The organism is Actinokineospora sp. HUAS TT18 (assembly GCF_051364635.1).
Classification (GTDB): Bacteria; Actinomycetota; Actinomycetes; order Mycobacteriales; family Pseudonocardiaceae; genus Actinokineospora.
Genome location: NZ_CP195645.1, coordinates 1,120,448 through 1,132,618, shown reverse-complemented (window position 1 = coordinate 1,132,618; position 12,171 = coordinate 1,120,448). Strand labels below are relative to the sequence as shown.

Here is a 12,171-nt window from a genome sequence, read left to right as displayed (position 1 = left end):
CGCAGGTCAACAGTCTGGTCACCCGCAAAGATCACTCGGAACAGACAGATGGCCCGCCACTGTCCGGCCTAGCGGGTGCCGCCATCGGCGCGAGCGCCAAGCACCCGTGCAGGCTTGCCACCAGGCGCGCGTCCACCCCGGTCACACCGCCGAGTTGGGGTGACTTGCTCAGCGCCGGGCCGTGGACAACGCGACAGCCTCGACACTGCAACTGGCCGGTCGACCCACCCCGGGACGCACCGAGTATCACCGCCGACCAAGCCCACGCTGGTTGACCTTGAGCACCCGCCCAGTACCCGGGGATCGCCGTACCCCGGGCAACGGCTCGGTGTGTGGGTCCTCAGGTGGGGCGCAGCCAGCGCACGGGAACGGTGAGCGTCTGCTCGGCGGGCAGGGTGATCGGCGCCCCGGTGACCGCCTCGCAGAGCAGACCGTTCACCTCGTAGTCCAGTGTCGGGTCCAGGCCGAGCTCGTCGGCGATCCGCGGGTCCAGCGGGACCCGGATCCGCGACGACCGTGTGGTGCGGATCCCGGTGACCGTGGCTTCGTCGCCGAGGGCACCGTCCAAGTCGGTGACGGTGAGGTCGAAGTCATCGCCCCCGTTGATCGCCAGCTGGGCCAGGGCGATGTCGACGACACCGCGCCCGGTGTGACGGCATAGATGGCGTATCGGTGTGTCCCGCCGGGGGATATGCACCCGGTAGGTCTGTCCCAACTCGACGTCGACGGCCCGCACCATCTCAGCATGCGGCCAACAGACGCGCCGCGACAAGCGAGCCCGACCCGATCGCGGTGCTCGACACGTGTCACCGGATCCTGTGCGCACCGGGCTTGGACCGGGCACGCGGGTGAGGACCGACCATGACCCGGGTCTACACGATGAGGTGATCACCGGCTCTGCCTGGCGCACGTCCACGCCGGGGTGTTCTATCGTGTGCGCTTCAGTCGCCCACGCCCGCACCCCCAGGTCGGTGTGGGCGACCGACCCAGGCGGGTCCCGGCACGGCGACCGTCCCACCTCGCGGAATTCACTCCACACAGGACTCGTTGCCAGGCTCGATGCGGACCGTTGGTGTTACGGTCTGGCATCCCGATGTGTTGCTATGGCAGGGATCAATGCCCGGAGGTCACGCGTTGACCCAGTCTGATCAACTCAGTGTGGTGCCGGCGACCGGGCGGTCACGCAGACCGCAGCCTTTGCTCGATGCGGCGACGGACCAGCAATGCTCGCCCGATACCACCACGGACGACGACACCCTGGACCGGCGGTACCCGTGGGCGGCGGCCAATGTCGACTGACCCCACCCGCATCATCGGTTTCGACCTGCCGAACGTGATGGGCACGGTCGCGGCCAATGACGAGGTGCAACTGCGGCGGGCCACCCGCGTCATCGCCGCCTGCGCCCTGCTACTGGCCATGATCGGCCTGAATGCCGCCGAGGGTGTGACTCACCAGGACGGTCACGCGCACTGAGACCCCTCGACCAACCAGAGGGCTCGTCGGGTGGGCGCGGTGCAGACTGAAGCACCTGACGGTGGGCACCGAGGCGCGCGATCGCCCGCTTCGCCGCGGCCGAAGTGAACATTCCCGGCGGACGAACGATCGGTCCGGACCACGGGCCGACTCGACCTGTGATCGTACGAGATTGTGTGCGCGGTCACCGAAGTGTTGATGGGGCGGGCCTGATCTCGGTTGTTGGCAGCTCGCACGAGCGCGATGTCGCCGGGGGCGTGTCGGCCACCGCGGGTTCGGCAACGTAGCGCGCCAGTCGTTCACCGAGCCGGGCGTGTCGTGACCGAGCGGTGCGCGGCGCCCAGGGGGATGGGTGGTGCCGACGGGATGGCGGGGGTAGCGCCCGGCGAGCATGTCGCGGGCGAACTCGACCACCTCAGCGGGCTTGGGAAGCACATCGCCGAGCAGGTACGCCAGCACGATGAGGTCCTCACCGGAATCGGTCTCCACCGTCGCGGCCCAGCCATGGACCTCGTCCCAGACCAGGGCGAAATCCCGGGAGGGAAGCCGGGCAACCGGTCGGTCAAGGCGATATAGGCGTTGGCCGGTGGACTCCACTCACACACGCTCGCCGCGGCCTCCACACCGAGGCCTACGTGCTGGCCGTTGCCGGGGAGATCGACCTGGTCACCGAGCCGCAGGTGCGCAGCGCCCTTGACGCCGCGCTTCGGACCGAACCCGCCATCCTCATCGTCGATCTGACCGCCGTGGAGTTCCTCGGCTCCACCGGGCTCACCGCCCTGGTCGCGGCCCATCACGGTGCCACGACCACCCAGTTGCGGGTGGTGACCAACCCCGCCGCCCGCAGAATCATGCAAATCACCGGCTTGGACACCGTGCTGCCCCTGTTCGCCACCCTCGACCTCGCTCTCGACGCGAACTGAGCCGCCGGCGACGGCGCCGGCTGAAACGACCGCGCACACCCCCGCGATGCAAGGTGGGAACGGTCCTGGCGGACCCCCAGCGCTGGGGCCGTTCCCCTGTTCCCAAAAGCTTGCCCTGCGCGCGGGGTAAGCCCCCGCCGCCGGTCGACACCGCTACGCGGTTCGTGATCGGGCGAACCTTTCGTGAGGCTGCGTCGCCGCGGGCCGCCGGGCGAGCCGGCCCGCCGCCCCCAGACTCGCCTGGCAGGTGCGAACGATCTGTTCGGTGGCCCGGGTGGACGGAGTGCGGTGGCAGCGCGGGCAGGCCAAGGCGACTCGGCCGTCGAGTTCGTCCACGGCGACGGTGACCGCGGTCGCGCAGTCGTCGCACCAGCGGTGCCCGGTCACGGGGATGACGTGCTGGGGTGAGGCGATGCACTCATGCGCCCAGCGTCGGTGCAGGCGGCAGGTGATCCGCTCGTGCGGCGAGAGGCCCCGCTCGTGTTCGGCGCGGTCCTCGGCGGCCAGAGTGGGGGCGAGCCGCCGCCCGGCCAGCCGGACCGGTTCGTCATGCCGCCGCATCCCGCGCGTTGCCCCGGCGGCCTGGGTGGTGCCGGGGCGGAACGTGCGGATGGTCGCGGTCATGATCGGCTCTTTCTCAGGCGACGGTGGGGGCCGCGCGCAGCACGGCCTGGCCGGTGTGGGTGAGGACCGCGGGGACTCGGTGCCCGACCAGCCCGAGCCGGGCGGGGCGCACGAGTGCGGTTCGGGCGAGGTCGTGGGCCATGAATTGATCGCAGCAGGGGAGTCCGTCGATGAGCATGTCCGGCTCGCAGCCCAACACCAGCTCGGCGCGGCCCGCCGCGACGGCCCGCAGCATGGCCAACGCCCGGGAAGACACCGCGGCCGAGGACACGCGTTCCTCGGCCGCGGGAGCTGAGGCAGGACGCGGCCTGCGGCCATCGCCCCCTGTGGTTGTCCCGCCGGGAACGAGGTGAAGGTGACCGGCGGCTCGCACGCTCGCGGTCGACGCGGTGTCGACTCGATCCTGGAGGCTCATGCTGATCACGACCCGGGCGGTGGTGGGGTTTCCTGGCCTTATCAGCCTGCGCCCCGACCACCCGGCCCACATCAGGGTGGGCCCCATCATTACCCCACCATCACCCCACGATTCGTATCGTCGGGTGGCTCCGGTGTCGCGGGGTGGGGTCTAGTGAGGGGACAACCCCGATGCGGGCCAGCCGCTCGGTGTCGGAACCTGAACCTGACCGATCCCGTATTCCAAGGCAACGGGAAGCGTGGGACATCAGTGGTAGGAGGGCATGTGGCGATCAAGGCGCACAGTCCCATCCCCGCGCGCGGGCGCTGGGCGGTGCTGGCGGTCCTGGGCGTGCTCGCCTGGATCCGATCGGCGCGGGCGGTGGTCGCGTTGTTGGAGTTCACCCCGCTGCTGCCGTTCGATTTCGACTCCTCCGACACCGGGCACGCGCCGCCGCCCTCGCAGTGGGACGACTTCGCCCTGTGGGAGACCGAATTCGCCATCATGGACGGCCCGGCGTGACCCGGCGACCCGCCCTGGTGGTCGGCGGCGTGCTGATCGCGGTCCTCGGCGGTCTGTTGGGTGCCGCCGGTCCGTCGGCGCCCGCCGCGTCGACCCTCGCCGCCGCCGAGATCGGCGCGTCGCACACCGGGTCCGGGTTGGCCGAGAGTCATTGGCGCGTGCAGCCGCAGGCCCTCCTGCAACAGGAACTTCAGCAGCTCACATCCAGGGAAGCGGCCACCACCACCACCACCACCGTCGACGAGCCGACGGCCGCCAACCGTCCTGCCGATCACCAGCGGCGCTCGACCGCCGGTGGGTCGGTGATCGCCGGGGGACTCGACCCGGGTGCCGCTGCGGCCGCGGTGTCGTTCGCCGTTGCGCAGGTGGGCAAGCCGTACCTGTGGGGCGGCACCGGCCCCGCGGCGTTCGACTGCTCCGGGCTGACCCAACAGGCCTACCGGCACGCCGGGGTGGCCATCCCCCGCACCTCACGCCAACAGGCACGCATCGGCACCCCAGCCCGGCTGGCCGACCTGACACCCGGGGACCTGCTGTTCTACGCCTACAACACCACCGACCTGGACACCGTCCACCACGTCACCATGTACGTAGGAGCCGGACGCGTCGTCCACGCACCGCAGGCCGGGGACCACGTCAAACTCAGCCCGATCTGGCTCACCGAATACGCCGGCGCCATCCGCCCCATCCCAGCATCGGCAGCTCACCGGACGGACACCAAGCCGGTCGGACCGACTCCCACGCTCGAGCCGAGCCCCACCGTCCAGCCAGGTCCTCCACTTCCACGGTGGAGCCGAGCCCCACCGTCGAGCCGACTCCCACTGTCGGACCGAGCCCCACCGTCCAGCCAGGTCCTCCAACTTCCACGGTGGAGCCGAGCCCCACCGTAGGACCGACTCCCACTGTCGGACCGAGCCCCACTGTCGAGCCGACTCCCACTGTCGGACCGACTCCCACTGTCGAGCCGAGCCCCACTGTCGGACCGACTCCCACTGTCGAGCCGAGCCCGCCGGGCACCACGACGATGGACGCGACCACTACCGCCACAGCACCGTCGACCCTCACGCCGATGACTGAGCCGAGCACCACCGCGGAGCCGACTTCCGCCATTACCGAGCCGACTCCCACGCCATGACCCGTTGGGCCGACCAGGTGGTGTCTGCGTGTTGGACGTGCGGGAACACCGCAGCGGGGCGAATCTAAGCCTTTGTCGTGTCCACAGTGGTCGTTCACGTGGACGGACCCAGTTCGAGCGGGCTGCAGGTGGTGATGGCGGATGCGTAGGCAGCGACGGCGAGCAGCCTCACGGCGGTCCCCCCCCGGGCTGGGTGGTCAGCCATCTGGTGCGGACACGGGGCGGACGCCACGTGCGTGGTATCGGCACCGGGCTGATCGCCGGACCCACTGTGCCGGATCCGCGGGCGGACATGGTGTGGGTGCCGGTGTTCGGCGGGGACCAGCCCGCGGAGACACTGCCGGTGTGGATCGCCGAGCGCGACATCCTGTGCGTGTTTCAGGCTGTCGATCCCGGGGAAGACTCGCTGTCCCGGTGGATCCGGGGCGGATCGAGGGCCGAACGATGATCATGGTCAGCAGCTGTATCGAGGGACACCTCGTTGTGCGTGTGGGTGGGCGAATCGCGGTGGACACTGTGTATCCCTTCGCCGAAACGTTGGGCGCCGCCGCTTCGTCCGCGCCGTACACCGACGGGATGATCATCGATCTGACCGGTGTCCGCTCGCTCGGTGCACACGGTCTGGGGGTGTTGACCAAGGCCGCCGGACACGGTCGCGATGTCGGCTATCCGCTGGTGCTGGTCGCCCCGCCCGGCAGCACCGCCGCCCACACCCTCGAACTCGCCGCCACCGACCACGTGCTGCCCGTGGTCGAGAGCCTCGATGACGCCCACGCCGTACTGGGGCAACGGCATTGACTGGCGGGTTTCAGCCGATGACGTCGGGTATTCGGTCGTCCGATCGGTTGCTTTTCCAGGCTTCGGCCAGTTCGACGAACAGAGTCGATCGGTAACCGCAGGCCCGGCTGTCGGTCCACCTCACGGCGTGTCCCTGCGCGTCCAGCACGCGCGTAGTGGCGGCGTCGGCGTAGCCGATGATCCCGACGGCCGGATTCGAGCATCAGCTTCAGCGACGCTTGCACGACGCTGTCAGGCACCGTCGGGATCCTCGACCGGGCGCGTCTCGCCTTGATGATCACCACAACGCGCGGGCACCGGTCGAAACGAGCAGTCCTTCGCCGAGGACTACCTGCCTGGCTTGGGCTGATCGAGTGGTTGCCCACTGCGGGGCGTCATGTGCTCGGCATGCGTCGGTCTCGGTTTCGCCGTGGTGGGAGGAGTCGGGATGGCGATGTCGGGTGGGGAGTTCGTGGCGGCGATCGCGGGGCGACGGGGCCCCGCGAAGGTGGCGGCCCGGGTGGTGGATGGGTTGCGGTTCGCTTTCTATGGGCGGATGTCGACCAGCGACTTTCAGGATCCGGTGTCGTCGCGGGCGTGGCAGCGGGCGGCCTGTGATGACCTGGTCGAGGGTTTCGGTGAGGTGGTGGTGGAGTTCTTCGATGAGGGTCGGTCGCGGCGTTGGTCGTGGTGGAAGCGTCCGGCCGCGGCGGCGTTGTTGGCGGCTGCGGCGTCGCCGGATCGCGGGTTCGACGCGGTGGTGGTGGGGGAGTACGAGCGGGCGTTCGAGGGTGACCAGTTCCGCGCGGTGGTGGGGTACCTGAATGCGTTGGGTGTGCAGGTGTGGCTGCCCGAGGCCAGCGGGCCCGTCGATCTCGACAGCCCGGTGCATGAGGCGTTGATGGTGTTGTTGGGTTCCCGGGCGCGGTATGAGGTGGCGCGGGCGCGGCGGCGGGTATTGGGGGGCGATGCGGCACCAGGCCCGGCAGGGCCGGTTCCTGGGCGGTCGCCCACCCTACGGCTACCGGCTGGTTGATGGTGGCCCGCACCCGAATGCCCGCCACGCCGGGTGGGGCCGTCGGATGCAGGTGCTGGCACCGGATTCGGTCACGGCACCGTGGGTGCGATGGATGTTCACCGAACGCGCCCGCGGCCGATCCGTCGCGTCGATCGCCCGCGAGCTCAACGACCAAGGAGTGCCGTGTCCCTCGGGTGTGGATCAGGCCCGCAACCGGCACCGCTCTGGTGAGCGGTGGATCACTCGGACGGTGTTGATGATCCTCGAGAATCCGCGCTACACCGGGCGACAGGTGTGGAACCGGCAAGCCACCAAGGGCCACGGCGACGGCGGCCGCGTGGGAGGCCGCGGTTCCGGGGCGGTGACGTGGAACCCGGTGGGGGAGTGGGAAGTCTCCGACCACCTCACCCACATCCCGTTGGTGGACGAGACGGCCTTTATTGACGTACAACGCATCCGTGCCGATCGCCCGAACAACGACGACGAGCGTCGGGAGTACGCGTTGGCGGGGCTGATCACGTGCGGAGTGTGCGAGCGGCGGATGGATTCGCATTGGGTCCATGGTCGTCCTGGGTATCGGTGCCGTCATGGTTACACCACCGCCACACCCCGACCACCAAATGCGCCACCCAACGTCTACGTCCGGGAAGACCACCTCGTGGACGCGCTCGCCGCCACACTTCACCACGGCACCGCAGTAGACCCCGACGAGCCGGGCGGTCGACTATCGACCACGGTGGCGGACGATCTCCGGCGCCGCGGATTACAGGTCGTGTGCGGTCATCAGCGCCATTCGCTGAGACCAGCAAGTCGAGGCGAGATCCCCGACTACCTGAACATGCACGGTCAGAGCACCCTCGACTTGGAATGGGTCCAACCGGCGGCCCCGATGGCCCAACTCGAGCAACACAAAAATGATGACCCGCGCGAATCGGTCGCAGTGCGCGGGGAGACTCAGGTAGCATCCGAACCTGACGGTCACGGCCCTACATAGTGATTACCCCACGGATTCGAGATTCCGTGGGGCAATGGAGTGTCCGAGGGGGGACTTGAACCCCCACGCCCGTTAAGGGCACTAGCACCTCAAGCTAGCGCGTCTGCCATTCCGCCACCCGGACTTGCGGTCTCCCGCTGGTGTGCGCACAGAGTATCGGATGGGGTGGAGTGGTCCCAAATCGGGGGCGCCTTAGCTGACCGACAGTGGTAGGAAAGCCATGTGACCGTGGAGCAGAGGGACAGTCTGGCGCGTGCCGAGGACGAGTCCGTGCAGTTGACGAGTGACTTGATCAGGATCGACACCACCAACACCGGGGATCCGGCGACCGTGGTGGGGGAGCGGGTCGCCGCGGAGTTTGTGGCGGAGAAGTTGGCGGAGGTGGGGTTTGAGACCACCTACGTGCAGTCGGGGGCGAAGGGACGGGACAACGTCTTCGTCCGGCTCGAAGGGGCCGATCCGTCCAGAGGGGCCTTGCTCGTGCACGGGCACCTTGACGCGGTGCCCGCCGATCCTGCTGAGTGGTCGGTTCATCCGTTGTCTGGGGCGGTGCAGGACGGCTACGTGTGGGGGCGTGGGGCCGTCGACATGAAGGACATGGTGGCGATGTCGCTCGCCACGGCTCGGCGGATGAAGAGGGACGGCATTGTCCCGCCGCGGGACATCATCTTCGCGTTCCTGGCCGATGAGGAGGCGGCGGGGGACTACGGGTCGCAGTGGTTGGTGCGGAACCGGCCTGACCTGTTCGAGGGGGCGACGGAGGCGATCAGTGAGGTCGGTGGGTTCTCCGTCACCGTCAAGGACGACGTGCGGGCCTACCTTCTCCAGACCGCGGAAAAGGGCATCGCCTGGATGAAGTTGCGGGTTCGGGGGCGGGCCGGGCATGGGTCGATGGTGCATGAGGACAACGCGGTCACGAAGCTGACGCAGGCCGTCGCGCGGCTGGGGACGCACAAGTTTCCGCTGGTCCTGACCGACTCCGTGCGTGAGTTCCTGGCGGGGATCACCGAGATGACGGGGATGGAGTTCGACGAGGAGGACCTCGACGGGGCCGTCGCCAAGCTCGGGGCGGTGGCGAGGGTCGTGGGCGCGACGATCCGGGACACGGCGAATCCGACGATGCTCAACGCGGGCTACAAGGCCAACGTCATCCCGTCGGTTGCCGAGGCCGTGGTCGACTGCCGTGTCCTGCCGGGCAGGCAGGCCGCCTTCGAGCGGGAGCTCGACGAGATCCTCGGGCCGGACGTCGAGCGCGAGTGGGTGGCCAACCTGCCCCCGGTCGAGACGACGTTCGATGGCGCGCTTGTGGAGGCGATGAGCGCGGCGATCACCGCCGAGGACCCCGGGTCGCGGACGATTCCCTACATGCTGTCCGGGGGCACCGACGCCAAGGCGTTCCACACGTTGGGGATGCGGTGTTTCGGGTTCGCGCCGCTGCGGCTGCCCGCCGACTTGGACTTCGCGGCTCTCTTCCACGGTGTGGACGAGCGGGTGCCGGTCGACGCGCTGAAGTTCGGGACGCGGGTGTTGGACAGGTTCCTGCGAACCTGCTGAGTACGTGCCAGGATTCGCCCGTGCCCACAACCGAGCGTTTCGCCCTGTCCGACGGGGCGAAGCTCGCGTTGTCGCGCGCGGGCGATCCCGGGTCCGCCGTCACCGTCGTCCTGGCCCACAGCTACGCCCAGGACCAGCGGGTCTGGCACAAGATCGTCGACACGCTGCCCGACGCGGCGGACTGGCCGGTGCAGGTGGTGGCCTACGACCACCGGGGGCACGGGCAGTCCAGCGCTGCCGATGAGAAGACCGCGACGGTCGAGCGTCTCGGGACGATCTCGCCGAGGTGATCGACGGCGCGGTGCCGAACGGGCGCGTCGTGCTCTGCGGCCATGGCATGGGCGGGCTGACGCTGATGGCGCTCACCGCGCGCCATCCCGCCCTGTTCACCGAGCGGGTCGCCGGGCTGGCGTTCCTGTCCACCGCGGCCGGGTGGGTCATGGAGGCCGCGCTGCCCAGCTCGGTCGGCAAGCTCGTGCAGGATTTGCGGGCGATCCTCGGTGCGAAGATCATCGACCGGGTGTCCCAGCGCATCGACAAGGCCAAGACCATCGGGCTGCGGTGGCTGCTGCTCGGCGAGGACCCCGATCCCGACGACGTGCGGCTGGTCGCGGAGATGGTGGCCGCGCACTGGCCGGACACGGTCGCGCTGTTCAAACCCGCCCTCGACCGCTACGACCGGCAGGCCGCGTTGACCGTCGCGGCCGACACGCCCGTCGTGGCGATGGTCGGCGACCGGGACCGGCTCGTGCCCGAGTCGCACGCCGAGGCGCTGGCAGGCGCGGTGCAGGACGGCACCTCGGTCGTCCTACCCGGTCTGGGGCACATGCTTCCGCTGGAAGGTGTGGCACAGGTTCTGCCCCGGCTGGTGGGGCTGGTGCACGCGGCGTCGCGGCGGTGAACCGGCGCGTGAGGGCGTGCGTAGGTCAACATGGAGGTGGCTCACATGCCTGAGTTCGTCGACGGACTTCCGCTGCACCCGCTGATCGTCCACTTGGCCGTCATCCTGATCCCGGCGGCCGCGCTGGGCACGGTGATGATCGCGCTGTGGCCCGCCGCGCGGGCGCGGCTGGGCTGGATCGTGGTCGGCGCGGCCGCGGTGGCCGCGGTGCTGACGCCGATCACCGCGAACAGCGGCAAGAAGCTCGCGGCGAGGCTGCCCGAGCAGGAGCTGATCAGCACCCACGAGCGCCTCGGCGACCTGATGATCTACTTCACCGTGCCGGTGTTCGTGATCGCGCTGGGGCTGATGCTGGTGCACCGCGCGGCCAACAGCGCGGAGCCGCCGTCGTGGACCAAGGCGGCACTCATCGTCGTCGCGGTGCTGTCGGTCGGCGCCGGGGTGGCCGCGACCGTGCACGTCTACCGCGTCGGCGAGGCCGGGGCGCGGGCGGTGTGGGACGGGTTCGAGGACCTTCCCGTCAGGTGATCAGGCCGGGCAGCGGGGCCATCCGCCGTTTGCGCCGCAGCCAGATCTTGCGGGTGCCGTCGGAGTAGAGCCGCACGTTGGACAGCTCCCATCCGGCGAACTCCGCGTGGATGGACAGTTGCGTGGCCGCTGTCAGCCGGGAAACCCCTGGGGGCAGCCGCAGCGGCCGGTACTCCCAGTCTCCGTCGATCACCCCGTCTGTCATGGTTCGATCACCTGGACACCTCCTCCGTTGGCGGACGCCACCACCACGCGCCCGCTGGCCGGGTCGACGGCCACCGCGTTCGGCTGGCCGACGGTCGGGAACCGGTACTTCTGCTCGGGTTGTTCGGCCGCGACGTGGAAGCCGACGACCTCGTTCGTCTCGGTCAGGGTGACCCAAGCCAGGTCTCGGCGCGGGTCGTAGGCGATGGCGTACGGGGCGCCCGGCACCGGGAACCGCTGCCGCATCAGCAGCGGGTCGAGGGAGAACGCCAGCAGCGCGCCGCCGCGGGTGTCGGTGACGAGGACGCGGCCGAACCGGTCGACGGCGCCGTTGGTCGCGCCCTGGCCCGCGCGCAGGCCCTCGCCGATGGTTCCCTTGGCGAGGTCCATCTCGAAGACGGCGTTGCGCAGCCGGTCGAGCACGGCGGCCTTGTCGCCCACCGAGTACACCTGGTCGGCGCTGAGCAGGCCGCCGCTGATGGACCGGTGGCCGCCGTCGCCCGCGAGGACGGCGACGGACTTGGTCTCGCGGACCGCCACGAGAGTGCTGTCGCCGTGGGCCGCCGCGCCCGCCGCGGCGCCGTCGACGGTGGTCGCGGCCGCGTCGGGCAGGCTCACCCGGACCACGCCCTTGCCGGTGGCGGCGAGGAGTCCGTTCTTGGCGAGGGTCAGCGTCTCGGCGTCGGCGGGCAGTTCGACCGGGCGCGGCGCCTTGTCGAGCGCGTCGAGGTCGTAGAGCCGCAGGCCAGGCGGGTTCTGGACAGCGACGGCCAGGATGCGGGTCTTCTCGTCGACGACCGCGGCCGTGGCGTTCGACAGGGGCAGGACCTTGCCCGCGGGAGTCGCGGTGGGGGCGGGGGAGACGGCCGCGGTGGCGGCGACCGGGTTGGCGGAGACCATCAGCTCGTCCTGCGGCTGCGCGTCGGACGAGCAGCCCGCGGCGAGCGCGGTGATGGCGACAGCGGCGGCGATGCGTCGCAACAAACTTCCTCCGGGCACCCTCGGTGAACACACTTGTGTCCAGCATCCCGCACGTTGCCCGTCGAAGCCACGTCCCGCGCCGACACAAGTCTCACACCTGGACACCGCGTCGACACCGATCTGTAACAAACCAGGGTTGAGC

General features: G+C 69.8%; 18 protein-coding genes and 1 tRNA gene. 12 read left to right on the top strand and 7 right to left on the bottom strand.

Annotated elements, in window-relative coordinates:
- Positions 1-340: 340 nt before the first annotated feature.
- Positions 341-736, bottom strand: a complete 396-nt coding sequence (locus ACSHT8_RS05060) for a hypothetical protein (RefSeq protein ID WP_436498157.1) — start codon at positions 734-736, stop codon at positions 341-343.
- A gap of 552 nt (positions 737-1,288) precedes the next feature.
- On the opposite strand from ACSHT8_RS05060, the gene ACSHT8_RS05055 reads away from it, so the two are divergent.
- On the top strand, positions 1,289-1,474 hold the full coding sequence (locus ACSHT8_RS05055; RefSeq protein WP_436502260.1) for a hypothetical protein: 186 nt from the start codon (positions 1,289-1,291) through the stop codon (positions 1,472-1,474).
- Here ACSHT8_RS05055 and ACSHT8_RS05050 read toward each other — a convergent pair.
- The gene (locus tag ACSHT8_RS05050) at positions 1,409-2,071 is read right to left on the bottom strand and encodes a DUF6292 family protein (RefSeq protein WP_436498155.1); all 663 of its coding nucleotides are present in this window, start codon (positions 2,069-2,071) and stop codon (positions 1,409-1,411) included. The two genes, ACSHT8_RS05055 and ACSHT8_RS05050, sit on opposite strands and share 66 nt — an antisense overlap.
- Here ACSHT8_RS05050 and ACSHT8_RS05045 point away from each other — a divergent pair.
- Positions 2,047-2,397 (top strand): STAS domain-containing protein, encoded by a 351-nt coding sequence (locus tag ACSHT8_RS05045; RefSeq protein ID WP_436501995.1) that lies wholly within the window; start codon positions 2,047-2,049, stop codon positions 2,395-2,397. The genes ACSHT8_RS05050 and ACSHT8_RS05045 overlap by 25 nt on opposite strands.
- A gap of 153 nt (positions 2,398-2,550) precedes the next feature.
- Here ACSHT8_RS05045 and ACSHT8_RS05040 read toward each other — a convergent pair whose 3' ends face one another.
- Both ACSHT8_RS05040 and ACSHT8_RS05035 read right to left on the bottom strand, forming a co-directional pair.
- Positions 2,551-3,021 (bottom strand): hypothetical protein, encoded by a 471-nt coding sequence (locus ACSHT8_RS05040; RefSeq protein WP_436498153.1) that lies wholly within the window; start codon positions 3,019-3,021, stop codon positions 2,551-2,553.
- Positions 3,022-3,034: 13 nt separating this feature from the next.
- Positions 3,035-3,526: a hypothetical protein gene (locus tag ACSHT8_RS05035; protein ID WP_436498151.1), complete on the bottom strand. Its 492-nt coding sequence runs from the start codon at positions 3,524-3,526 to the stop codon at positions 3,035-3,037.
- 174 nt (positions 3,527-3,700) lie between these two features.
- On the opposite strand from ACSHT8_RS05035, the gene ACSHT8_RS05030 reads away from it, so the two are divergent.
- From ACSHT8_RS05030 to ACSHT8_RS05005, 6 genes are all read left to right on the top strand, one after another.
- Positions 3,701-3,937, top strand: a complete 237-nt coding sequence (locus tag ACSHT8_RS05030) for a hypothetical protein (protein ID WP_436498149.1) — start codon at positions 3,701-3,703, stop codon at positions 3,935-3,937.
- A complete protein-coding gene (locus tag ACSHT8_RS05025; RefSeq protein WP_436498147.1) occupies positions 3,934-4,827 on the top strand; it encodes a C40 family peptidase in 894 nt (297 codons plus the stop codon). The genes ACSHT8_RS05030 and ACSHT8_RS05025 overlap by 4 nt, the downstream gene beginning before the upstream one ends.
- A gap of 477 nt (positions 4,828-5,304) precedes the next feature.
- Positions 5,305-5,520: a hypothetical protein gene (locus tag ACSHT8_RS05020; protein ID WP_436498145.1), complete on the top strand. Its 216-nt coding sequence runs from the start codon at positions 5,305-5,307 to the stop codon at positions 5,518-5,520.
- On the top strand, positions 5,517-5,870 hold the full coding sequence (locus tag ACSHT8_RS05015; protein ID WP_436498143.1) for an STAS domain-containing protein: 354 nt from the start codon (positions 5,517-5,519) through the stop codon (positions 5,868-5,870). The genes ACSHT8_RS05020 and ACSHT8_RS05015 overlap by 4 nt, the downstream gene beginning before the upstream one ends.
- A gap of 427 nt (positions 5,871-6,297) precedes the next feature.
- Complete coding sequence (locus ACSHT8_RS05010) at positions 6,298-6,885, top strand: recombinase family protein (RefSeq protein ID WP_436498141.1); 588 nt, start codon at positions 6,298-6,300, stop codon at positions 6,883-6,885.
- 94 nt (positions 6,886-6,979) lie between these two features.
- Positions 6,980-7,861, top strand: a complete 882-nt coding sequence (locus ACSHT8_RS05005) for a recombinase family protein (protein ID WP_436498139.1) — start codon at positions 6,980-6,982, stop codon at positions 7,859-7,861.
- Positions 7,862-7,901: 40 nt separating this feature from the next.
- Here ACSHT8_RS05005 and ACSHT8_RS05000 read toward each other — a convergent pair.
- Positions 7,902-7,985: transfer RNA gene (locus ACSHT8_RS05000), tRNA-Leu, on the bottom strand.
- 104 nt (positions 7,986-8,089) lie between these two features.
- Between ACSHT8_RS05000 and ACSHT8_RS04995 the strand changes: the two genes are divergently transcribed.
- Genes ACSHT8_RS04995 through ACSHT8_RS04980 form a run of 4 tightly spaced genes read left to right on the top strand, consistent with a single transcriptional unit; the run spans position 8,090 to position 10,844 of the window.
- Positions 8,090-9,415, top strand: a complete 1,326-nt coding sequence (locus ACSHT8_RS04995) for a M20/M25/M40 family metallo-hydrolase (protein WP_436501994.1) — start codon at positions 8,090-8,092, stop codon at positions 9,413-9,415.
- Positions 9,416-9,435: 20 nt separating this feature from the next.
- Positions 9,436-9,705: a hypothetical protein gene (locus tag ACSHT8_RS04990; RefSeq protein ID WP_436498138.1), complete on the top strand. Its 270-nt coding sequence runs from the start codon at positions 9,436-9,438 to the stop codon at positions 9,703-9,705.
- Positions 9,702-10,316, top strand: a complete 615-nt coding sequence (locus ACSHT8_RS04985) for an alpha/beta fold hydrolase (RefSeq protein ID WP_436498136.1) — start codon at positions 9,702-9,704, stop codon at positions 10,314-10,316. Before ACSHT8_RS04990 ends, ACSHT8_RS04985 begins: the two co-directional genes overlap by 4 nt.
- Positions 10,317-10,361: 45 nt before the next feature.
- The gene (locus ACSHT8_RS04980; protein WP_436498134.1) at positions 10,362-10,844 is read left to right on the top strand and encodes a DUF2231 domain-containing protein; all 483 of its coding nucleotides are present in this window, start codon (positions 10,362-10,364) and stop codon (positions 10,842-10,844) included.
- On the opposite strand, the gene ACSHT8_RS04975 is transcribed toward ACSHT8_RS04980, so the two are convergent.
- Both ACSHT8_RS04975 and ACSHT8_RS04970 read right to left on the bottom strand, forming a co-directional pair.
- Entirely contained in the window at positions 10,837-11,049 is a 213-nt protein-coding gene (locus ACSHT8_RS04975; RefSeq protein WP_436498132.1) for a DUF5703 family protein, read from the bottom strand. The two genes, ACSHT8_RS04980 and ACSHT8_RS04975, sit on opposite strands and share 8 nt — an antisense overlap.
- A complete protein-coding gene (locus tag ACSHT8_RS04970) occupies positions 11,046-12,029 on the bottom strand; it encodes a YncE family protein (protein ID WP_436498130.1) in 984 nt (327 codons plus the stop codon). The genes ACSHT8_RS04975 and ACSHT8_RS04970 overlap by 4 nt, the downstream gene beginning before the upstream one ends.
- Positions 12,030-12,171: the final 142 nt, after the last annotated feature.

What these genes read in the sequence shown, in the direction of transcription:
- ACSHT8_RS05005 (WP_436498139.1), top strand. Translation starts at nt 6,980, where the DNA reads ATGTTCACCGAACGCGCCCGCGGCCGATCCGTCGCGTCGATCGCCCGC.
- ACSHT8_RS05035 (WP_436498151.1), bottom strand. Translation starts at nt 3,526, where the DNA reads ATGATGGGGCCCACCCTGATGTGGGCCGGGTGGTCGGGGCGCAGGCTG.
- ACSHT8_RS05040 (WP_436498153.1), bottom strand. Translation starts at nt 3,021, where the DNA reads ATGACCGCGACCATCCGCACGTTCCGCCCCGGCACCACCCAGGCCGCC.
- ACSHT8_RS05010 (WP_436498141.1), top strand. Translation starts at nt 6,298, where the DNA reads ATGGCGATGTCGGGTGGGGAGTTCGTGGCGGCGATCGCGGGGCGACGG.
- ACSHT8_RS04975 (WP_436498132.1), bottom strand. Translation starts at nt 11,049, where the DNA reads ATGACAGACGGGGTGATCGACGGAGACTGGGAGTACCGGCCGCTGCGG.
- ACSHT8_RS05015 (WP_436498143.1), top strand. Translation starts at nt 5,517, where the DNA reads ATGATCATGGTCAGCAGCTGTATCGAGGGACACCTCGTTGTGCGTGTG.
- ACSHT8_RS05055 (WP_436502260.1), top strand. Translation starts at nt 1,289, where the DNA reads ATGTCGACTGACCCCACCCGCATCATCGGTTTCGACCTGCCGAACGTG.
- ACSHT8_RS04980 (WP_436498134.1), top strand. Translation starts at nt 10,362, where the DNA reads ATGCCTGAGTTCGTCGACGGACTTCCGCTGCACCCGCTGATCGTCCAC.